The organism is Pluralibacter gergoviae ATCC 33028 = NBRC 105706, assembly GCF_001598855.1.
GTDB lineage: Bacteria > Pseudomonadota > Gammaproteobacteria > Enterobacterales > Enterobacteriaceae > Pluralibacter > Pluralibacter gergoviae.
The window spans coordinates 391,097-412,316 of sequence record NZ_BCZS01000001.1; the positions used below are offsets into that span (position 1 = coordinate 391,097).

Below are 21,220 nucleotides of genomic sequence, written 5' to 3' on the forward strand. Positions count from 1 at the left end.
TGGGCTATAGGGATTATAGCCCAATACCGAAATTCTAATTAGTTATTGTAATGTTATAGAGCTAGTAACTCATAATCATCGAGCATTAAACTACTATAATGCTATTTGTGCCTCTCCCTCAACCTCCCCACAACATCCCCCAACCCCAGCCCCCCATCCTGCAACAGCACCATCAAATGATAAACCAAATCCGACGCCTCATTCTTCAACTCCTCCCTATCACGCACCGTCGCCGCCAGCGCCGTCTCTACGCCTTCCTCGCCCACCTTCTGCGCAATCCGCTTCGTTCCGCTGGCGTACAGCCTCGCGGTATACGAACTCTCAGGATCGGCGTTTTTCCGCGACGCAATCAGCTCTTCAAGCTGATACAGGAACAGCCACTCGTGGCTCGCCTCGGCGAAGCAGCTTGAGTTCCCCTTGTGGCAGGTCGGCCCAATTGGATTAACCAGCACCAGCAGCGTATCGTTATCGCAGTCCGGGGAGATGCTCACCAGATTAAGAAAGTGGCCGGAGGTCTCGCCCTTGGTCCACAGTCGCCCCTTGGTGCGGGAAAAGAACGTCACCTTGCCGGTCTCCAGCGTTTTCGCCAGCGCGTCCTTGTTCATATAGCCCAGCATCAGCACTTCGCCGGAGACGGCGTGCTGCACGATGGCCGGCATCATGCCGTCGGTTTTTTCCCAGTCCAGCTTCTCTGTCAACATACCCTTATCTCCACGCCCTGGGTGGCCAGGTACGTTTTTAATTCACCAATATTAATAATTTGTTTGTGGAATACCGAGGCGGCAAGCGCGCCGTCTACGTCGGCATCCCGGAAGGCTTCCAGAAAGTGCTCCATGGTGCCCGCGCCGCCGGAGGCGATCAGCGGGACGTGGCAAACCTCGCGCACCTTCTTCAGCTGCGCCAGGTCGTAGCCGCTGCGCACGCCGTCCTGGTTCATCATATTGAGGACGATTTCGCCGGCGCCGCGCTTCTGCACTTCCTGCACCCAGTCGAGGGTTTCCCACTGCGTAACGCGGGTGCGGCTCTCATCGCCGGTGTACTGATTGACGTGGTACTTGCCGCTGTCGGCGTCAAACCAGGTATCAATGCCCACCACGATGCACTGCACGCCGAAGCGGTCCGCCAGGCGGGTTATTAGCTCCGGGTCGGCGAGGGCGGGGGAGTTCACCGAAATTTTATCGGCGCCGAAGGATAAAATTTTGGCGGCGTCCTCTAACGACTTGATGCCGCCCGCGACGCAGAAGGGAATATCGATCACCTCGGCCACGCGCTCGACCCAGCTCTTGTCCACCACCCGGCCATCGCTGGAGGCGGTGATATCGTAGAACACCAGCTCGTCGGCGCCTTCTTCGGCGTAGCGCTTCGCCAGCGGCACGATGTCGCCGATAATTTCGTGATTGCGAAACTGCACGCCCTTAACCACCTGACCATCGCGCACGTCCAGGCAGGGAATTATCCGTTTTGCCAGCATTCGATGGCCTCCGTTACGTTGAATTTACCTTCCAGCAGCGCGCGGCCGACGATCACGCCGCGCACGCCGGTGCCGCGCAGGGCGGCGATATCGCTAAGGCCGCCGATGCCGCCGGAGGACTGGAACGCCACCTGCGGATAGCGGGCGCAGACTTCCTCATATAGCGAGACGTTGGAGCCCGCCAGCGTACCGTCGCGGGAGATATCGGTACACAGGACGTGCTGCAGGCCGACCGGCAGATAGGCTTCAACCAGCGCCTCGAGGCTGACGCCGGAGTCCTCCTGCCAGCCGCTGACCGCCACCTGTTTATTACCTTCAGCATCAATGCGCACGTCGAGGGCGAGCACCAGCTTCTCCGCGCCGAAACGCGCGAACCAGCCTTTCACTACCTCGGGTGATTTTACTGCCGTCGAGCCGACCACCACGCGCGCCACGCCCGCCTCGAGCAGGGCGGCAACGTCCTCTTCGCTGCGGATCCCGCCGCCGACCTGTACCGGCACGTCGACGCCGGCCACCAGGGTTTTAATCAGCGCGATCTGGCGCTTCGCCGGATCTTTGGCGCCGGTTAAGTCCACCAGGTGCAGGACTTCTGCGCCCTGCGCGGCGTAATCCTGCAGGCGCGGCAGCGGATCGCTGCCGTAGTCGCGCTGCTGCCCGTAGTCGCCCTGGTGCAGGCGCACCACGGTGCCGTCGATTAAATCTAAAGCCGGTATGATCATTACATCTCCAGGAAGTTTTTCAGCAGCTGCGCCCCCGCGGCGCCGGAGCGCTCCGGGTGAAACTGCACGCCGAAGAAGTTCTCTTTCTGCACGGCGGCGGTAAAGGCCTCGCCGTAGCTGCACTGGGCGATGGTGTGGGCATTCACCGGCATCGCGTAGCTGTGCACGAAATAGAAGTAGGCTCCGTCGTCGATGCCGCGAAACAGATGGTCACCGGCTTTCGGATAGACGCGGTTCCAGCCCATGTGCGGCAGCGGCAGGCCGAAGTCGGTCATTTTCGGCACCGGCTGGTCGATGATGCCCAGCATATCGATACCGCCGTTTTCATCGCTACGGCTGCCCAGCAGCTGCATCCCCAGGCAGATGCCGAGCACCGGCTGGGAGCAGGCCTTAATCAGATCGATAAGCGCGCGCTCGCGCAGCTGATCCATCGCCGCCTGGGCGGTGCCGACGCCCGGCAGGAACAGCTTATCGGCGTGCAGCACCACGTCCGGGTCGCGGCTGACCACCGGCGCGTAGCCGAGGCGGCTGACCGCCGATTTGACCGAGTTGAGGTTGGCGCAGCCGGTATCGAGGATCACCACGTCCATCAGAGCACTCCTTTCGATGAGGGAAGGGTATCGCCCTCCACGCGGATCGCCTGGCGCAGGGTGCGGCCAAAGGCCTTAAACAGGCTCTCAACCCGGTGGTGATCGTTTTTGCCCTTGGTTTTCAGGTGCAGGGTCACGCCCATGGCGTAGGAGAGCGAGCGGAAGAAGTGCTCGACCATCTCGGTGCTCAGATCGCCCACCCGCTGGTAGGTGAACTCGGCCTTATATTCGAGGTGCGGGCGGCCGGAGATGTCCAGCGCGCAGCGCGCCAGGCATTCGTCCATCGGCAGCACGAAGCCGAAGCGGCAGATGCCGCGCTTATCGCCCAGCGCTTTTTTCAGCGCTTCGCCCAGCGCCAGGCCGGTATCTTCCACGGTGTGGTGATCGTCGATGTACAGGTCGCCCTTAACGCCAATCTCCATGCGGAAGCCGCCGTGGGTGGCTATCTGGTCGAGCATATGGTCGAAGAAGCCGACGCCGGTGTTGATCTTGCTTTCGCCTTCGCGATCCAGCCACACCTTGACGTCAATCTGCGTCTCGCGTGTATTGCGCGCAACGTGAGCGTAGCGGTCGCGCTTCGCCAGCTGTTCGCTGATCCGCGGCCAGCTCAGGCCGTCGCTGCCGTAGCGCAGGCCGGTGATGCCCATGTTTTCAGCCAGCTGAACGTCGGTGGCGCGATCGCCAATCACGTAGCTGTTGGCGAGATCCATCGTGCCCTCGACCAGCCACCGGGTGACCATTTTGGTGCCGGGCTTGCGGCAGTCGCAGCCGTCGGCCTCGAAGTGCGGGCAGATCAGCACATCGTCAAACGTCACGCCCTGGGAGGTAAAGACCTGCATCATCAGGTCGTGCGGCCCGTCGAAGTCCGCCTGCGGGAAGCTGTCGGTGCCCAGCCCGTCCTGGTTGGTGATCATCACCAGCCGGTAACCCGCTTTCTGCAGCGCCAGCAGGGAGGGAATAACGTCCGGCTCGAAGGCCAGCTTATCGAAACGGTCAACCTGGTAGTCGCTCGGCGGCTCGGAGATCAGGGTGCCGTCGCGATCGATAAAGAGGAACTTCTGGGTCATACTTGCTCCGCGCGAAGGGCGTCAATGACGCGCTGGCTCTCGGGGCGGGTGCCGATAGTGATGCGCAGGCAGCCGCTCAAAGAGGGTTGTTTATTCTGGTCACGTAAGATAATGCCCTGATCCCACAGCGATTTAAAGACCGCGCTTGAGGCGGTGATGCGGGCAAGAATATAGTTGGTCTCGGAGTCGAACACTTCCTCAACGCAGGCAATCTCCCGCAGCTGGCTGACCAGGAACTGCCGCTCGTCGATAATCTGCGCCACCCGCTGGCGCATGGCGGCAATCCCTTCCGGGGAGAGCGCCTGGGCGGCGATATCGGCCACCGGCGTGGAGAGCGGGTAGGGGGCGATCACCTTCAGCAGCAGGGCGATAATCTCGGCGCTGGCGAGGGTAAAGCCGCAGCGCAGGCCGGCGAGAGCAAAGGCCTTTGACAGCGTGCGCAGCACCACCAGGTGCGGATACTCCGCGATCCAGCCCGCCAGCGTCGCCTGCGGGCAGAACTCGATATAGGCCTCATCGGCCACCACAATCGCTCTGCCGCGGGTCATCTCCAGCAGGGTGCGCATATCCTCGGGATTGATGATTTGCCCGGTCGGGTTGTTCGGGCTGCAGACGTAGATCACCTTCACGCCGTCCAGGCTGTCGCCGATGGTCTGCAGATCCAGCTGCCAGTCCTCGCGGGCGGGTACGGTACGATACTCGACGCCGAAGGTTTCGGCGCTGACGCTGTACATGCCGTAGGTCGGCGGGCAGAAGAGGATAGCGTCCTGGCCCGGTTCGCAGAAGGCGCGGATCAGCAGCTCAATGCCCTCATCGGCGCCGCGGCTGACCAGCACCTGTTCCGGCTTCAGCCCCGCGTAGGCGGCGTAGTTGTCAATCACCGCTTTCGGCTGGCACTCCGGGTAGCGGTTCAGCGTCTGCTGGCGCAGGTCGAAGTTGACCGGCGTCGGAAACTCGTTGGCGTTGAGCCACACGTCGCCCTTGCCGCCCAGGCGGCGCGCGGACTGATACGGCGTCAGGTCGCGCACGTTTTTACGGGCTAACTCTTCAATGCTCATTTCATCTCCTTGAGCGCGGCGACGCGCAGGGTCACGGCGTTTTTGTGGGCGGTCAGCAGCTCGGCGGCGGCCAGGGTTTCAATGGTCGAGGCCAGGGCAGAGAAGCCCGCCTTCGACAGCTCCTGGACGGTCATCCGCTTCTGGAAGTCGGCCAGCCCCAGGCTTGAACAGGTAGCCGTGTAGCCGTAGGTCGGCAGCACGTGATTGGTGCCGGAGGCATAGTCCCCCGCCGACTCCGGCGACCAGTCGCCGAGGAACACCGATCCGGCGCTGGTGATGTCGTCCACCAGGGCGCGGGCGTCGCGGGTCTGGATAATCAGGTGCTCCGGGCCGTACTGGTTGGAGATCTCTACGCACTGGGCGAGATCGCGGGCGACGATCAGCCGGCTGGCCGAGAGCGCCTGGCGGGCAGTTTCCGCGCGGCTCAGTTCGCCGAGCTGGCGCTCAACCGCCTGCGCGACCCGGGCGGCCATCTCCGCATCCGGCGTCAGGAGGATCACCTGCGAGTCCGGACCGTGCTCGGCCTGGGAGAGCAGGTCCGAGGCGACGAAGTCCGGCGTCGCGCCGCTGTCGGCGATCACCAGCACTTCGGAGGGGCCGGCGGGCATGTCGATGGCCGCGCCGTCGAGGCGCTGGCTGACCTGGCGCTTGGCTTCGGTGACGAAGGCGTTGCCGGGGCCGAAGATCTTGTCCACTTTCGGCACCGATTCGGTGCCGAGCGCCAGGGCGGCGATGGCCTGGGCGCCGCCGACGTTAAACACCTCCTGCACGCCGCACAGCTTCGCCGCGTAAAGGATCTCATCGGCGATGGGCGGCGGCGAGCAGAGCACCACCTTGCGGCAGCCGGCGATGCGCGCCGGGGTCGCCAGCATCAGCACCGTCGAGAACAGCGGGGCCGAGCCGCCGGGAATATAGAGGCCAACCGAGTCAATAGGGCGGGTCACCTGCTGGCAGCGCACGCCGGGCAGGGTCTCCACGTCCACGCCGGGCAGCTTCTGCGCGTTGTGGAAGGTGTCGATATTCTTCACCGCCACCGCCATCGCCTGCTTAAGGGCGTCGCTCAGCCGATCGCCGGCGGCGTCGATTTCCGCCTGGCTTACCTTCAGCGCCTTAACCTCGGTTTTATCAAACTTCGCGCCGTACTCGCGCAAGGCCGCATCGCCGTTGGCCTTCACGTTATCGAGGATCTCCGCCACCGTGCGGGTGATGCTGTCCGAGGCGGCGATCGCCGGGCGCATCAGCAGCTCGCGCTGCTGGTCGGCGCTGCAGTCGTTCCAGTCAATGATTGTGCTAAAGCTCATGGCCGTTACTCCATCATCTTCTCAATCGGCAGCACCAGAATGGAGCTTGCCCCCAGCGCCTTCAGTTTTTCCATGGTTTCCCAGAACAGGGTTTCGCTGCTGACCATGTGCATCGCCACCCGCTGCTGGTCGCCCGCCAGCGGCAGAATGGTCGGGCGCTCGGCGCCCGGCAGCAGGGCGACAACCTCTTCCAGACGCTCGGTCGGCGCGTGCATCATGATGTACTTCGACTCGCGGGCCTGAATGACGCCCTGAATGCGGGTCAGCAGTTTATCGATAAGCTGCTGTTTGGCCTCCGGCATCTCGCCGTCGCGCTGGATCAGGCAGGCCTTCGAGCGGTAAATCACTTCGACTTCGCGCAGGCCGTTGGCCTCAAGGGTCGCACCGGTGGAGACCAGATCGCAGATGGCGTCGGCAAGGCCGGCGCGGGGGGCCACTTCCACCGAGCCGTTCAGCAGGCAGGACTTAAAGGAGATGCCCTTCTGATCGAGGTAGCGCTTGAGCAGGTGCGGGTAGGAGGTGGCGATACGCTTGCCGTCCAGCGCCGCCGGGCCGTTCCACGCTTCATCCACCGGCGTTGCCAGCGACAGGCGGCAGCCGCCGAAGTCGAGGCGGCGCAGGGTAAAGTAGCGCGGATCTTCGCCCTGGGCGCGGCGGTCCAGCAGCTCCTCTTCCAGCACGTTTTCGCCGATAATGCCAAGGTCCACCACGCCGTCCATCACCAGGCCCGGAATGTCGTCGTCGCGCACGCGCAGGATATCAATCGGCATATTCTCCGCCATCGCGATCAGGCGCTGGGTGTGGAGGTTGATTTTTATGCCGCAGCGGGCGAGCAATTCGCGTGAATCATCGCTTAAACGCCCGGATTTCTGCATAGCTATGCGTAAACGGCTGTTGTCTAACATTCTCTTTATCCTCGTCGTCCTGTCTGTACTGTACGCAATTGCGCTCAACAAAAAAGCCCCCGGAAGAGCGATCTTCCGGGGGCTTTCTTTGCGTTCATGCACCGCTGGAAGATCCAAACGTCTTCCAGCACACATCGCCTGAAAGACTAGTCAGGGTGATGGTGATGATGGTGCTGTTTGAACTGAACGCTAATCATAAAAAATCTCGTTGAATGCTTATGCATTTGATGCCTTTTAACCTAAACCACTTTTGTGACCGAAAGCAAGGTCTTTTTTCTATCATTAATTCATTTCATATTCAGCGGATAAATTGTCAGCCGCTCCCGGCTGGCGTAGCCTTAATGAAGGAAGACGACGAGCCGGGAGAAAGGGCATGAAGAAGGTCGCAATTGTAGGATTAGGCTGGCTGGGTATGCCGCTGGCGTTAGCCATGACGGCGCGGGGCTGGCAGGTGAGTGGAAGCAAAACTACCGAAGACGGCGCAGAGGCGGCGCGGATGTGCGGCATTGACGGCTACCCGCTGCGCCTGACGCCGGTGCTGGAGGCCGACAGCGACGATCTGGAAGCATTAATGAACGTCGACGCGCTGGTCATCACGCTGCCCGCGCGGCGCAGCGGCCCCGGCGATGATTTTTACCGGCAGGCGGTGCAGGAGATTGTCGACAGCGCGCTGGCCCACCGCGTGCCGCGCATTCTCTTTACCAGCTCCACGTCGGTTTATGGCAAAGGGGAGGGGACGCAAAAGGAGAGTTCGCCGCGCCATCCCGTCACCGCCAGCGGGCGCGTGCTTAAAGAGCTGGAGGACTGGCTGCACAACCTTCCCGGCACCTCCGTCGATATCCTGCGCCTGGCCGGGCTGGTGGGGCCGGGGCGTCATCCGGGCCGCTTCTTTGCCGGCAAATCGGCACCGGACGGCCAGCAGGGCGTCAACCTGGTGCATCTTGAGGACGTTATCTCTGCGATTATGCTGCTGCTGCAGGCCCCGAAGGGCGGACACATCTATAATTTATGTGCGCCCGGCCATCCGGCGCGCAAAACGTTCTATCCGCAAATGGCCCGCGAGCTGGGCCTGGCGCCGCCGGTGTTCAGCGACAGTAGCGATAAAGGACGCATCATCGACGGCAACAGAATTTGCGCCGAGCTGGGGTTTGAGTATCAGTATCCGGATCCGCTGGTGATGCCTCTGGAGTAAACCGCAGCGGTGATGGCTCTCTGAGTAAAGGAGGGAACATGAAGCCGCTGCTGGAAGTTTTGCTGATCCTCGACGCGCTGGACAAAGAGGGAAGCTTCGCCGCCGCCTCGGCGAAGCTCTTCAAAACGCCGTCTGCGCTGAGCTACACCGTTCAGCGCCTGGAGAGCGACCTCAATATTCTGCTGCTCGACCGCAGCGGCCACCGGGCCAGGTTTACCCGTACCGGGCAGATGCTGCTGGAGAAAGGGCGGGACGTACTGCAAACCGTCCGCGAGCTGGAGAAGCAGGCCGTAAAGCTGCACGAAGGCTGGGAGCACGATCTGGTGCTCGGCGTCGACGACACCTTTCCCTTCTCCCTGCTGGCGCCGCTTATCGAACAGTTTTACCTTCATCACAGCGTTACCCGCCTGACCTTTATTAATGGCGTGCTCGGCGGCTCCTGGGAGGCGCTGCTCCAGGGGCGGGCGGATATCATTATCGGCGCCCTGCGCGAGCCGCCGCCGGTGAGCCACTTCGGTTTTGCGCCGCTGGGCCGCCTGGAGCAGATTTTTGCCGTCGCGCCCCATCATCCGCTGGCGTCGGAGCCGGAGCCGCTCAGCCGGCGGACCGTGCGCCGCTTTCGCGCCGTTGTCGTCGGCGATGCCGCCGGGAGCGACTGCCCGCCGTTCCGCCAACTGCTGCAGGATCAGGAGGCGATCACCGTCTTTGATTTTAAGACCAAGCTCGAACTGCAGATAAGCGGCCTCGGCTGCGGCTATATCCCGCGCTACATGGCCCAGCGCTACCTCGACAGCGGGGCGCTGATTGAGAAACAAATCACCCCTCAGGCCGGGCCTGAAGCGGTATGGATTGGCTGGAATGAACAGACCGCGGGCCTTGCCTGCGGCTGGTGGCGGGACGCGGTTTTGACCAATAATGCTATCGCTTCCGTCTATCGCAACTGCGTCGACGAATAATCAGCCGCTTAGATCAAGAAATTTCCCGATGCCGCCCTGGCCGGCTTGTGTTTCACCAGGGAAGGGGGCAGAATACGCGCCAGCAAAAAATGAGACTAACCGACGCTGTTCAAAAGGCGCCGGTTATTTTTTTGCTACACACTCATTCAAATAAAGAGGCCGGGCTCCGTACCGGATAGATACTTACCAAAAATCGACAGTTGTTGTCGCCGAGGATTAAACAAAAAATGGGGCAATTTTTTGCTTACGCGACGGCGTTCGCCGTAAAGGGGAATGACCATGTCGCATAACGTTACTCCAAACACCTCTCGCGTGGAATTACGTAAAACGCTTACGCTGGTTCCGGTTGTCATGATGGGCCTTGCCTATATGCAGCCGATGACGCTGTTCGATACGTTCGGTATCGTTTCGGGCATGACCGATGGTCACGTTCCGACAGCCTATGCCTTTGCCCTGATAGCCATCCTGTTTACCGCCCTGAGCTACGGTAAGCTGGTGAAGCGCTATCCGTCAGCGGGCTCTGCCTACACCTATGCCCAGAAATCCATCAGCCCGACCGTGGGCTTTATGGTGGGCTGGTCGTCGCTGCTCGACTACCTGTTCGCGCCGATGATCAACATCCTGCTGGCAAAAATCTATTTTGAAGCGCTGGTGCCGTCGATTCCGTCGTGGATCTTCGTGGTGGCGCTGGTGGCCTTCATGACCGCCTTTAACCTGCGCAGCCTGAAATCTGTGGCCAACTTCAACACCGTGATCGTGGTGCTGCAGGTGGTGCTGATTGCGGTGATCCTCGGCATGGTTATTTTCGGCGTATTCGAAGGTGAAGGTGCCGGTACGCTGGCCAGCAGCAGGCCGTTCTGGTCCGGCGACGCGCACGTGATCCCGATGATCACCGGGGCGACGATCCTCTGCTTCTCCTTTACCGGTTTTGACGGCATCAGCAACCTGTCGGAAGAGACCAAAGACGCAGAGCGCGTTATTCCGCGCGCCATCTTCCTGACCGCGCTGATCGGCGGCCTGATCTTTATCTTCGCCACCTACTTCCTGCAGCTGTACTTCCCGGACATCTCCCGCTTCAAGGATCCGGATGCCTCGCAGCCGGAGATCATGCTGTACGTGGCCGGTAAATTCTTCCAGGTCGGGGCGCTGATTTTCTCCACCATCACCGTACTGGCCTCCGGTATGGCCGCCCACGCGGGCGTGGCGCGCCTGATGTACGTGATGGGCCGCGACGGCGTGTTCCCGAAGAGCTTCTTCGGCTACGTGCACCCGAAATGGCGTACCCCGGCGATGAACATCATTCTGGTCGGCGTGATTGCCCTGCTGGCGATTAAATTCGACCTGGTGATGGCGACGGCGCTGATTAACTTTGGTGCGCTGGTGGCGTTTACCTTCGTTAACCTGTCGGTGATCTCGCAGTTCTGGATCCGCGAGAAGCGCAACAAGACGCTGAAAGACCACTTCCAGTATCTGTTCCTGCCGATGTGCGGTGCCATGACCGTCGGCGCGCTGTGGGTCAACCTCGAAGAGAGCTCGATGGTGCTGGGCCTGATCTGGGCCGCCGTGGGGCTGATTTACCTGGCCTGCGTGACCAAAAGCTTCCGTAACCCGGTGCCGCAGTACGAAGACATCGCCTAATCTGCGCACGATCTGACGAGCAAGCCCGGAATTGCGAGCGCGATTCCGGGCTTTGTTTTTTCTTACGCTTACCGCTTTCTTCCCCGCCCGACTTTCCGTTAGGCTGCGGACATCTTATTTCCCGCAAAGGCAATGGATATGTCCGCCAGAAAAGGAACAGGAAAGCGCCCCGGGTCGCCCACGCCCCACGATCTGACCTTTAAGCAGTTTCTGACGCACCCGGATATCGCCCGCGACTTTATCCTGCTTCACCTGCCGCCTGAACTTCAGGCCGCGTGTGATTTATCTACCCTTCAACTGGAGTCCGGAAGCTTCGTCGAGCCTGGTCTAAGACCTTTCTTTAGCGATGTGCTCTACAGCATGAAGACCGTTTCCGGACATTCTGGTTACGTTCACGTGCTGATTGAGCACCAGTCGACGCCGGATAAACAGATGGCTTTCCGGCTGCTGCGCTACGCGGTTGGCGCGATGCAGCGCCACCTTGATGCCGGGCACAAGGCGCTGCCGCTGGTGATCCCGGTTCTGTTTTACGCCGGCAGGCGCACGCCTTATCCGTATTCGACCCGCTGGCTGGATGCGTTTGCCGAACCGGCGTTGGCGGAAAAGCTCTATTCTGGCCACTTCCCGCTGGTTGACGTGACGACTATTGCGGATGATAGAATCATGACGCACCGCAGGATGGCTGCGCTGACGCTGCTGCAGAAGCATATTCACCGGCGGGATTTGTCGGCACTGGTTGAACGTCTGGCTCAGCTTTTACGCGCAGAGCCCATTGCAGAGACGCAACTGGCGGCGCTGATTAACTATCTGGTGCAGACGGGAGAGACGTCAGAGGCCGAGGCCTTTGTACGCGAGCTGGCGCGGTGGGTGCCGCAGCATGGAGAGAAACTGATGACAATTGCAGAACAGCTGGAACAAAACGGGTTCAGAAAAGGCGTGGAGATGACGAAGCGAGAAGTCGCCCGCTCCATGCTGCAAAACGGCATCGACTGGCGCCTTGTCAGCAAAGTCACCGGCCTAACGAAAGAACAAGTGGCGCAGCTGCGCCACTGAAATCCGGCGGCCCGCCGGCCGCCTTACACTATCTCCTGCGCATATTGCCACAGCGCCTTCAGCAGCTTCAGCTTTTCCGCGTCATTCTCATACTGGCCGTAGAGCGTCTCCAGCTCGCGGGCGTAGGCCTCGAGAAACTCCGGGGTAAACACATTGCGGCGGTGCTGCAGCCAGCGCGCCTGCTCGGCTTCATCCAGCGTGCCCGGAAAGTTGCGGGCGCGGTAGTTAAACAGCAGCTTCTCGATGCGCTTATCGGCAAAGGTTAAATCCAGCGCCGGCAGGTTGCGCGGCTCGGTCTCCAGCAGGATCTTCATCGCCGCCCGGTCGGCATCGCTGAAAAAGCCGTTATAGAGCTGGGCGTCGACGTTCTCCGACGGCACAAACGGCTCCGCCTCGGCGAAAATTGCCAGCGCCTTATCGCGCACCTGCGGGTTATCGCGCAGCAGCTTCAGATTATCGAGGCAGCGCTGGCGGTCGACGCCCAGCCGCTCGGCGTCCTCCGGGCGCAGGGTATTGGCTTTCGCCAGCACCGGGCACTTGTTGAGGTGTACCAGCTTCACCGGCACCGCCGCCAGTTCGCCCAGATCCGCTTTTGGCGTATACAGCCGCTCGCGCAGGGCATCGGCATCCAGCTCCAGCAGCGGCGCCATATCACCCGCAAGATCGACCGTAATTACCGCGTTGCGGTTATCCGGATGCCACGCCAGGGGGGCAATCCAGCTGGTGTTGCCGCGCGCGGCGCCGAACATGCCGGAGACGTGCACCAGCGGCGCCATCTGCGCGACGTCAATCAGCGTCGCCAGCTTGTTTTTGCCGCGGTACGTATAGAGATAGTCAAACAGCCGCGGCTGCTTCTCTTTCACCAGTTTTGCCATGGCGATGGTGGCGTACACGTCGGCCATCGCATCGTGGGCGTTGCTGTGCTCAATGCCGTTGGCTTTCGTCAGGTGCTCCAGGCGAAAGCTCGGCAGCCCGTCGTCGTTCTCCGGCCAGTTGATGCCGTCCGGGCGCAGGGCGTAGCAGGCGCGCATCACGTCGAGCAGATCCCAGCGCGAGTTGCGGTTCTGCCAGCTCCAGCCGTAGGGATCGTAAAAATTGCGATAGAGAATGTTGCGGGTCACCTCATCGTCGAAGCGGACGTTGTTATAGCCCACCACGCAGGTTTCCGACACCGTAAACAGATCGTGAATGCGGCGGGCAAACGCGGCCTCGTTATCGCCCTTGGCGCGGGCCTCCTGCGGAGTGATCCCGGTGATCAGCACGGCTTCAGGCTGGGGCAGATAGTCATCCGCCGGCCGGCAGTAAAATACCTCCGGCTCGCCGATAAGGTTGAAGTCGCCGTCGGTGCGGATGGCCGCGAACTGCGCCGGCCTGTCGAGCTGGGGGCTGGTGCCGAAAGTTTCGTAGTCGTGGAAGAGGAATGTGCTCTTTGGGGTATCGCTGCTGTTTTTCACCTGATGTACATGTCCGCTTTTTTTATCTGTCGGCATTTATACTCTCTGCCGCCGTTTCGCTTTACCGCGGCCGCGCCGCCGGTATCTGTATTTGCCGAAGTCGGCACCGGGAGCGGACGCGCGTCCGCCGTCGCCGGGTAGGGAACAGCGCGAGCGTCAACTCAGGCTGCGACCTCCTATGGTAAACCATATTCGCGGGCATCTGAAATGGCCGGTTGCGACCGCTGCCCCGGCGAAAAAAGAGGGCGGCCGGGCTCAGGGATAAATAATATTCAGCGTCGCCGTGGTGTTGATCGTTCCCTGAGTTAGCGCATGGGGATCCCAGGTGTAGTAGTAAACGCCCATCGGGATGGAAAAACTCGCCGCCAGCGGCGCGCCGGCAGCGACGCTAAAAAGGGCCGTTGCGTTGCCCCTGACGGTTCCCGACGATGACAAGGTGACCGGCTTTTGCGGGTTGTCACGCGTCACCAGCCGCAGCCCCAGGCCTTTAGCTGCCTGCGGCGAAGCGTCGGTCAACACGGTCGCATCGCCGGATAGCAGCGTGTTACTGGATAAGAAGACTTCAATCGCCCGATTGGCCGTGGCGTTGCTCTGCCGGTTGTCGCAGCGTAAGTTGAGCGTAAAAGGCGTATAGCCCGGCTGCTGCTGCCCGAGAACCTGATTGAGTCCCAGCGTCGGCAGCACGACGGACATGCCCGGATTGGTGAAGGCACAGGTGGTCAGCTTCGGCGCGTAGCGGATGTTCATCGGCTGGCCGAACATATCCCGCACATCATACGGCCAGTTGAAGCCGCTAAACAGCCACTGAAGGATCTTGAGCAGTTGCTTTAACGGCCAGCCGATAATCTCCAGAAACGACATCCCGCTCAGGTCCGTGACGAAGAGCACATCTGCAAGATTGGCGGTATCACCCGCCACCGCCGTGCCGCTTTTGTTCACCAGCGTAAAGCGAATGGTCATGGGCGTATTAAGCTCTGAGGCGCTATGGCTGTAGCCCTTAAGCGTGACGTTCGGGATGTCGTTCGTGATCTCCGCCCGGATGTTATAGCTGCCGTTATTAAACCCAAGAATGGTCTCGTAGCTATCGTCGGTGTTGAGAATTTTGGTATAGCCAAACTTGCTGCTGTCGGTCGTACAGCTGAAAGAGCCGCTGTACTGGGTGCTGAGCGACGTGGTCCATTCTGGCGTCGCCGGCGTGAGCTTATCGGATAGATCGAGAGTAATCGGCGGCGCATAGCTGACGCTGTTACCGTGGCAGGTGGCGTGGCAATAGCCACTGAAGAGGGCCAGTATCAGGAAGAGGGCGAAGCGGTTATTCATGGCTTTTTCTCCAGCGGCAAATGTTTGCCTGGCTATCCAGCGTCAGCGATGGATGCGCGATGAGGCATTCACCATCGCGAAGACGAACAATCAGACGTTCCGGCGGCCGATCGGCCTTGATGAAAAGGGTTCCCGCCTGGCCGACATAGCCCAGAGAATGGCCCGCTTCATCCTGAACCTCCGCGCCAAACGGCAGCCCGGAGCGGTCCGGCAGGGTTGCGCGCATGACCCAGGACTGGCGGCTATCGGTTTCAAAATGCACCACGCTGATGGCGCCATCAAATGGCACGCTGTTGGCGACGTTACCGATAACCTCGGCCCCGGAGGCGTTGTCGGAATTGGCGAGCGTGATCGTGTTTTTACGGTAAGGCGTGGCATAGGGGACCAGCGCCAGCCCGTCGCTATTGGTAACGATACTGCTGTCGCCATTGACCATCAGCCCTTTGGCTTTTGGCGCTTCGACAATTGTCAGGGTGGTGCCCATTTCGTTCGCTGCCAGTACGTGCCAGGGGATAGCGACCAGGCTCCCGCGCGCGCTGAGGCCGCCCTGGCGGTAATCGCGGGACTCGCTCCACGATCCTCCGAGGGTGGAGGCATTGGCGCGATAGGATACGCTGGCGCTGGCCATATTTTGTCCCTGGCGCTGGTTTGAGCCAGAGAACGAGTAGCTCAGACGGTTAGCGTCCATGGCGTTGCCGCTGAGGGTCATGTTTGCCTGCTGATAACGCGCGTCATTGGCAGAGATGCCGGCGGTAAGCCAGGCGCTGTGGTCGAATATTTTCAGCGGTATGCTGAGCGACAGATAGAAACGCGTGTCGCTATTGCTGCTGCGGCTGTGCGTCCGGCTGGCCGTCAGCGAGTAGTTGATCTGGCGAAAAGCGTTTGAATACCCGATCTGGAACTCGCGGCTGGTCTGCGATTTCGTCCAGTAATCGCGCTGAGTGCCGGAGATAAACAGCGTGCCCCGGCTATCGTCCAGCCGCTGATTAAGATTCAGCGTGAAGGTGTTTTTCGGCCTGGCCGAGCGGAGCGAGTCCCAGGTATTGAGATCCAGCGCAGGCAGCTCGCCGTCGCCGTCCGACCTGAACGCCTGCTGGTAGCGCCGATAGCGCGAAGCGCTATCGTGCGAGTAGATAGCATCGCTGAAACTGTAATATCCCCGGGTCGAGTAGCGGTAGGCCGCGAGGGTGAAGTTGGTGGCGGTCGCGTCGATGAATTTGCTGTAGGCGACGCGCAGACTCTGCCCGGAGGCGTTATGATTTTGCAAACGCGTCTGCGCCTGGGTAACGTCAAGCGAAACGGCGCCGACCGGAAAATTCCATCCGCTTCCCAGAAGCCAGGCGCGATAGTCCTCGCTGAGGAGCGTTCCGGCATATCCCGTCAATAAATTATTAACGCCGTAGGTCAGCGTCCCCTGCAGAAAATGGGGCTGATAGCCGGTGCCGGTCTCGCGGACCTGGCCGGCAAGCAGGCTATATTTACTCACGCCCTGTTTCAGCATATTCGGAACCGCAGAAAAGGGGACGGTGAAGGAGCGCGCTTTGCCGTCTGCGCCGGTGATAATCACCAGCAGATCGCCGGCCGAACCGGTAGGCTGAATGCTGTCGAGGGTAAACTTGCCCGGCGGGACGTTCTCCTGGTAGATAACGTTGCCGTTCTGCAGCACCTTGACCAGAGAGTTAGAATCGGCGACGCCGTGCACGATCGGCGAAAAACCCTGCTGCGAATTAGGCCGCATATTCATATCGGAGGCGAGCGCGACTGCGCGTATGCGCAAAGAGTCGAACAGCTCGCCGGGGGAGTACATATCGCCGATCGTCAGGTTCGACCGGATTGCGGCGAGGGGGCGGCGAAAATAGCGGGTGTTGTTTTGCCACTCTGCCTTCTGCCCGGAGTGTTTACGGAATGAACTGCTGTCGCGCAGCTGCCAGCCGAACAGATTCACGCCCGATTCAAGCCCGGTATAGAGGTCGTCGTCGGTATCGTGGGTGCCGCTTTTTTGCCGGGTTTGATAATACGTTGTGTTGTAGGAAAGCTGCAGGGCGGAGACGCCGCTGTCCCAAAATTGCGGCGCGACATATCCCGCTTCGGAGTGAATGACGTGCGCCTGGGGGACGCTCATTCTGACGCTGAGCGTGCTGGCATCAATCTCATAGCGCCCGCCCTGAACCAGCGCCCGCAGCGTAAACGTATCGCCGCCCGCCGCACCGGTTTCCGGCAGGCGGATCCCCAGCAGGGCCGCATCGCTGCGCCCGAGGTGAATATCCTCTTTCGCGGTGCCGAATCGTAAAGAATAGCGGCCTTTCCACTCATCATTAACGTAAATATCCATCTCCTGCTGACCGGCTGGCATATCGAGATCGGGATTAAACCGCGACAGATCGGATTCAGCTGACTTTCCTGCCAGCAAAGAGGTATCAAAAGTGACCGCCATACATTTCTCCCCTATGAGGCATGAACAGATCGCCAGCAGCACTATTTGGTGACCCTGTGGTTTCATGACATCCTTTCTCATTATTGGCTGGTAACAGCCTGCGTCTTATAGGCGCCTAAATCGTCCACATATAGCAGGTAATAAGATTTGCCCGGCAGCGCCGCCGTCGCAGAGGCGACCTGCTGAGTGGCGAACGGGCTCAGCATAATGGCGTCGCGCAGCAGATTTTTTTGTTTACCGTCGCGGATATTCGCAAGGGTAATAAAGTAGGGGCTCGGGTTACTGATGCTGAAGCCATTGCCGGCGCTTTTTATCTGAACCCGGGTGATGGCTTTATCCGACCGTCCGGCAAGCGCCTGAGGGCGATAGAATAATTTTATGCGCGAGCGCACCGCCAGCTGCACGGTATTTTTGCCCGCCAGGTTTTCTGGCACCGGCGGGATATCAAGTACATTCAGAAAAAAAACGGACTCTCTGTCTGCGGGCAGCGTGGAGGGCAGCTTCTTAATCAGCAGCTGCTGTCCGCTGCCGCCGGCAATTTTGACCACCGGCGGCGTCAGTAAAAAAGGAACGCGGGCGGTTTCGGGCGTGGAATTAATATCTCCGTCGTCAATCCAGGCCTGGACTAACGCAGGCGAGGTGCCGTTATTAAACAGCTGAACCGTGGTTTCCCTACTGGCGGCATGATAAATAATGCGGGTGCCATTAACCACCACATTCGCGAATGCCGGCTGATAAAAGGAGATCATCAGCATTATGGTGAGCAATATTCTCATTATTGTTCCCGGTTAAGCCAGACCCGCACCGGGTCTGGCTTATCTCATTATAAATAGGCGATGGTATAGGTTACATTGGAGCTCAGATCGCCGACTTTGGCGGCTTCGGCATTGGTTTTGTAGTAGTAAACGTCCAGGTTCAGGGTTTCAGCATCAGGCGCCTTGCTGCTGCCCTTCAGGCCGGTGTCAAAAACCTGATTAAGCAAAATGGGCGTTGATGAGCCGGGCTTTGCCAGTGAAAAACCGACGTTCCGCGCGACGCTGGCATCGCTTTCATTGACGGTGGTGTTCAGCAGATATTTACCGTCGGTGGAAATATTATTGGCTGACGAGAAATAAATTTTCAGCGAGGTTCCGGTCTCTTTTGCCGCCGGGGAGCAGCCGGAAAAAGTCAGCGAAAATGATTTTTTATTTTTCGTGATCGGCCCGACCGTGGTTCCCGCATCGGTAACGGAAATAGGGTTGAGGGCGACGGTAAAGTCGGCGCTTTTGCCGCCGTTGATGGTGCAGGTGGTGTCAGTAATCGCGCCGCTGAAGTTAATACTGCCCCCGGCAGCATTATCCTGCGCCGCTGCCGCGCCGGATAACGCCAGAGGAAATAAGGCGGTGACAAGATGTATTTTTTTAAACATGATAGCTCCATTTATGGCAAGAATAAGCCAACGGCCAGACAGGCGTTAACTTGGTCGGGTTGAACGTGAGTGTTATTAGTGGTGTCGCCAGTTAGTCAGATGGCATAATAATGGCAGATTAATAGGTTATTAAATTATTAATGGTGTCACCCATTTTATTTTTCAGTGAACGTCTGACGTTATAAATTGAGTTGCGGTTGGTCGCCAGCTTCTGGCAAATATCTTTGATGCTGCATCCGCTCATCAAATATTGTAAAACGGCGACTTCAAATTCAGTAAGCTGCTTGCGGCAGGTTTCCCTCGTGGTCAACCCACAGATTGCTTTGCTGATTTTATTGTTGATAATCCGGCGATCGTTATCGCTGTAAATCACCGCGAGTATTTCATCAAACTGCCTTTGCCAGTAAGTTGCCAGGGGCGCCATTCGCTTATCAGCAACCAGGATAAGCGGCAGCCTTGACTGGATCAGATAGGTGAGCCAGTCGCGTTTACTTAACAATAATAAGTTATAGTAGGCGAAGTCGATAAAAATAAATCCGCGGCCAAGATGACACTTTGTCTTCTCCGTCAGGATGGAATAAATGCCCTCCTGAAAAAAATTATTACCTCCTGGCCAGATGCAATATTGCCTCTCCAGGCACTGACTGGTTCGGATAGAGGCTACCGGCAGAATTTCACAGTTTAAGTGACAACTGATGCAGCATAATTTATCAAGCTGTGAATGATGCATTATTATCCTTTCCCCCCCGGTAGTAACGGCCCTGTGTTACCAGCGGGATGTATTTTACGCAGACATTTTTCGCCATGACAATATCATCATTTTTTTTGATGCTGATGGAGTTTTACAAATACTCCGAAAAATAACAAAAAATGATTAACACCGGGAACAAAACCTTCTGTAGCCGCGCCATAACCCCCATCAGAAAGCAAAAGAGAGTTTCTATGATTAAATCCAGGAATATCACATCAGGTATTCGGAGTATCTGTTGATGAGAGCGGGAAAAATTTGAGATAAAAGCGCACAAAAAGTCAAAGAAATTCAGCGCTGAAAAGTCAGTAAGCTTAAAAATTTAACTTAAGTAAGGCTTTGGCTGTTCAGATATCCAGCCAAAGCAACTTGAGCGGCTTCCGTAATAGCATTATTTGTGATTTATTTTGCGGCGAAAGCCGTTATGTCCGTAGCCTGACGATATATTTTAGCCGCAACGGAGATCGGGTTTCAGCGTCACAACAGTGTGGCATTTTTTTATAAGCCAGGGGCAGCAGCGGGTAATAGAGATCTGCGGTACGGGCTGGCGCAAAGGCGGGTCGGCCGCGCGCATTCGCTCCGTGAGGAGGTGCGGCAACCGCACATTAAGCAAAACATGTCATAAATTCTTGCAATTTAACGCTGTCAGAAAAGCGTAACTCCCGTAAAAAGTACTGCGAATTCATGAACGTTGAGGATCCTCTGTTGAAAGGCCGCTTTTTTATTGCCGTAACTTTGCTCGCTTCGGGCATCTCCTGCGCGTTTGCCGCAGACACTTTATCCCCTCAGGTACAGCCGCCGGCTATCCAGGCGGGCTCCTGGGTGCTTATGGACTATACCACCGGCCAAATCCTCACTGCGGGCAATGAGCACCAGCAGCGCAATCCCGCCAGCCTCACCAAACTGATGACCGGCTACGTGGTCGACCGCGCCATCGACAGCCACCGCATCAAGCCCGACGACATGGTGACCGTCGGCAAGGACGCCTGGGCGAAGGGCAATCCGGTGTTTAACGGCTCGTCGCTGATGTTTCTCAAGCCCGGCGACCGCCTGACCGTGCGCGATCTCAGCCGGGGGCTTATCGTCGATTCCGGCAACGACGCCTGCGTCGCGCTGGCGGACTACGTGGCCGGCGGCCAGCCGCAGTTCGTTAAGCTGATGAACAGCTATGTTGACAAGCTGGGGCTGAAGGATACCCACTTTGAAACCGTGCACGGCCTCGATGCGCCGGGGCAGCACAGTTCGGCCTACGATCTGGCGGTGCTCTCACGGGCGATTATTCACGGCGAGCCGGACTTTTACCACATGTACAGCGAAAAGAGCCTGACGTGGAACGGTATCACTCAGAACAACCGTAACGGCCTGCTGTGGGATAAAACCATGAACGTCGACGGCCTGAAAACCGGCCACACTTCCGGGGCGGGCTTTAACCTTATCGCCTCCGCCGTCGACGGCGAGCGCCGCCTGATCGCGGTGGTTATGGGCGCCGACAGCCCGAAAGGGCGCGAGGAGCAGGCCCGCAAGCTGCTCGCCTGGGGCCAGCAGAACTTCGATACCGTGCAGATCCTCCACGACGGCAAGCAGGTCGGCAGCGAGCGCATCTGGTACGGCAATAAAGAGAAAGTGAGTCTCGGCACCAACCAGGACTTCTGGCTGGCGCTGCCGAAGGCGGAAGTGCAGAACATCAAGGCGAAGTATGTGCTGGACAAAAAAGAGCTGGATGCCCCGCTCGCCGTTAACCAGCGGGTCGGGGAGATAGAGCTTTACGATCGGGATAAGATAGTGGCCCGCTGGCCGCTGGTGGCCCTCGAAAGCGTGGAGAAGGGCGGTATGTTCTCCCGCTTCGGCGACTGGCTGCACCACGTCCTGTAACGACAAACGCTCCCGTTACGGGAGCGTTTTTTCC

General features: G+C 59.1%; 21 protein-coding genes and 1 other annotated feature. Of the genes, 6 read left to right on the forward strand and 15 right to left on the reverse strand.

Going from position 1 to position 21,220, the window contains the following annotated elements:
- Positions 1-101 precede the first annotated feature (101 nt).
- The 9 genes from hisIE to hisL all read right to left on the reverse strand — a co-directional run bounded on the left by hisIE (position 102) and on the right by hisL (position 7,308).
- The gene (hisIE, locus tag ENGE1_RS01710; RefSeq protein ID WP_064360466.1) at positions 102-701 is read right to left on the reverse strand and encodes a bifunctional phosphoribosyl-AMP cyclohydrolase/phosphoribosyl-ATP diphosphatase HisIE; all 600 of its coding nucleotides are present in this window, start codon (positions 699-701) and stop codon (positions 102-104) included.
- On the reverse strand, positions 695-1,471 hold the full coding sequence (gene hisF, locus ENGE1_RS01715) for an imidazole glycerol phosphate synthase subunit HisF (protein WP_048274273.1): 777 nt from the start codon (positions 1,469-1,471) through the stop codon (positions 695-697). Before hisF ends, hisIE begins: the two co-directional genes overlap by 7 nt.
- The gene (gene hisA / locus ENGE1_RS01720; RefSeq protein WP_064360467.1) at positions 1,453-2,190 is read right to left on the reverse strand and encodes a 1-(5-phosphoribosyl)-5-[(5-phosphoribosylamino)methylideneamino]imidazole-4-carboxamide isomerase; all 738 of its coding nucleotides are present in this window, start codon (positions 2,188-2,190) and stop codon (positions 1,453-1,455) included. Before hisA ends, hisF begins: the two co-directional genes overlap by 19 nt.
- Positions 2,190-2,780: an imidazole glycerol phosphate synthase subunit HisH gene (gene hisH, locus ENGE1_RS01725; protein ID WP_048274271.1), complete on the reverse strand. Its 591-nt coding sequence runs from the start codon at positions 2,778-2,780 to the stop codon at positions 2,190-2,192. The genes hisA and hisH overlap by 1 nt, the downstream gene beginning before the upstream one ends.
- On the reverse strand, positions 2,780-3,847 hold the full coding sequence (hisB, locus tag ENGE1_RS01730) for a bifunctional histidinol-phosphatase/imidazoleglycerol-phosphate dehydratase HisB (RefSeq protein WP_064360468.1): 1,068 nt from the start codon (positions 3,845-3,847) through the stop codon (positions 2,780-2,782). The genes hisH and hisB overlap by 1 nt, the downstream gene beginning before the upstream one ends.
- Positions 3,844-4,905, reverse strand: coding sequence for a histidinol-phosphate transaminase (hisC, locus tag ENGE1_RS01735; protein WP_064360469.1), 1,062 nt, complete (start codon positions 4,903-4,905; stop codon positions 3,844-3,846). The genes hisB and hisC overlap by 4 nt, the downstream gene beginning before the upstream one ends.
- Positions 4,902-6,206, reverse strand: a complete 1,305-nt coding sequence (gene hisD / locus ENGE1_RS01740) for a histidinol dehydrogenase (RefSeq protein ID WP_064360470.1) — start codon at positions 6,204-6,206, stop codon at positions 4,902-4,904. The genes hisC and hisD overlap by 4 nt, the downstream gene beginning before the upstream one ends.
- Positions 6,207-6,211: 5 nt before the next feature.
- Positions 6,212-7,111, reverse strand: coding sequence for an ATP phosphoribosyltransferase (hisG, locus tag ENGE1_RS01745; protein WP_043082998.1), 900 nt, complete (start codon positions 7,109-7,111; stop codon positions 6,212-6,214).
- A gap of 47 nt (positions 7,112-7,158) precedes the next feature.
- Positions 7,159-7,282, reverse strand: a sequence feature (His leader region).
- The gene (gene hisL, locus ENGE1_RS28305) at positions 7,258-7,308 is read right to left on the reverse strand and encodes a his operon leader peptide (protein ID WP_106913040.1); all 51 of its coding nucleotides are present in this window, start codon (positions 7,306-7,308) and stop codon (positions 7,258-7,260) included. Its footprint overlaps the feature before it by 25 nt.
- 176 nt (positions 7,309-7,484) lie before the next feature.
- Here hisL and ENGE1_RS01750 point away from each other — a divergent pair, with 176 nt between their 5' ends.
- The 5 genes from ENGE1_RS01750 (at position 7,485) to ENGE1_RS01765 (ending at position 11,950) form a co-directional block, all read left to right on the forward strand.
- Positions 7,485-8,303 (forward strand): SDR family oxidoreductase, encoded by an 819-nt coding sequence (locus tag ENGE1_RS01750; protein ID WP_045287838.1) that lies wholly within the window; start codon positions 7,485-7,487, stop codon positions 8,301-8,303.
- 38 nt (positions 8,304-8,341) lie between these two features.
- Positions 8,342-9,259 carry a LysR substrate-binding domain-containing protein gene (locus ENGE1_RS01755; protein ID WP_064360471.1) on the forward strand — a complete coding sequence of 306 codons (918 nt, stop codon included), beginning with the start codon at positions 8,342-8,344 and terminating at the stop codon, positions 9,257-9,259.
- A 227-nt stretch (positions 9,260-9,486) separates the two neighbouring features.
- Positions 9,487-9,549: a membrane protein YoeI gene (gene yoeI / locus ENGE1_RS28310; protein WP_099433339.1), complete on the forward strand. Its 63-nt coding sequence runs from the start codon at positions 9,487-9,489 to the stop codon at positions 9,547-9,549.
- Positions 9,539-10,897 carry a putrescine/proton symporter PlaP gene (gene plaP / locus ENGE1_RS01760; protein WP_043083001.1) on the forward strand — a complete coding sequence of 453 codons (1,359 nt, stop codon included), beginning with the start codon at positions 9,539-9,541 and terminating at the stop codon, positions 10,895-10,897. Before yoeI ends, plaP begins: the two co-directional genes overlap by 11 nt.
- A gap of 138 nt (positions 10,898-11,035) precedes the next feature.
- Complete coding sequence (locus tag ENGE1_RS01765; RefSeq protein WP_064360472.1) at positions 11,036-11,950, forward strand: Rpn family recombination-promoting nuclease/putative transposase; 915 nt, start codon at positions 11,036-11,038, stop codon at positions 11,948-11,950.
- A 23-nt stretch (positions 11,951-11,973) separates the two neighbouring features.
- Here the strand turns inward: ENGE1_RS01765 and sbcB are convergent, their stop codons facing one another.
- From sbcB to ENGE1_RS01795, 6 genes are all read right to left on the reverse strand, one after another.
- The gene (gene sbcB / locus ENGE1_RS01770; RefSeq protein WP_174543322.1) at positions 11,974-13,440 is read right to left on the reverse strand and encodes an exodeoxyribonuclease I; all 1,467 of its coding nucleotides are present in this window, start codon (positions 13,438-13,440) and stop codon (positions 11,974-11,976) included.
- A gap of 219 nt (positions 13,441-13,659) precedes the next feature.
- On the reverse strand, positions 13,660-14,724 hold the full coding sequence (locus ENGE1_RS01775; protein ID WP_048252778.1) for a fimbrial protein: 1,065 nt from the start codon (positions 14,722-14,724) through the stop codon (positions 13,660-13,662).
- Entirely contained in the window at positions 14,717-17,224 is a 2,508-nt protein-coding gene (locus ENGE1_RS01780) for a fimbria/pilus outer membrane usher protein (RefSeq protein WP_064360473.1), read from the reverse strand. The genes ENGE1_RS01775 and ENGE1_RS01780 overlap by 8 nt, the downstream gene beginning before the upstream one ends.
- Positions 17,225-17,238: 14 nt before the next feature.
- On the reverse strand, positions 17,239-17,934 hold the full coding sequence (locus ENGE1_RS01785) for a fimbrial biogenesis chaperone (protein ID WP_048252780.1): 696 nt from the start codon (positions 17,932-17,934) through the stop codon (positions 17,239-17,241).
- A gap of 47 nt (positions 17,935-17,981) precedes the next feature.
- A complete protein-coding gene (locus ENGE1_RS01790; RefSeq protein WP_048252781.1) occupies positions 17,982-18,566 on the reverse strand; it encodes a fimbrial protein in 585 nt (194 codons plus the stop codon).
- A 118-nt stretch (positions 18,567-18,684) separates the two neighbouring features.
- Positions 18,685-19,296, reverse strand: a complete 612-nt coding sequence (locus ENGE1_RS01795) for a hypothetical protein (RefSeq protein ID WP_064360474.1) — start codon at positions 19,294-19,296, stop codon at positions 18,685-18,687.
- Between the two features lie 723 nt (positions 19,297-20,019).
- Between ENGE1_RS01795 and dacD the strand changes: the two genes are divergently transcribed.
- Positions 20,020-21,186, forward strand: coding sequence for a serine-type D-Ala-D-Ala carboxypeptidase DacD (gene dacD / locus ENGE1_RS01800; RefSeq protein ID WP_064360475.1), 1,167 nt, complete (start codon positions 20,020-20,022; stop codon positions 21,184-21,186).
- Positions 21,187-21,220 lie beyond the last annotated feature (34 nt).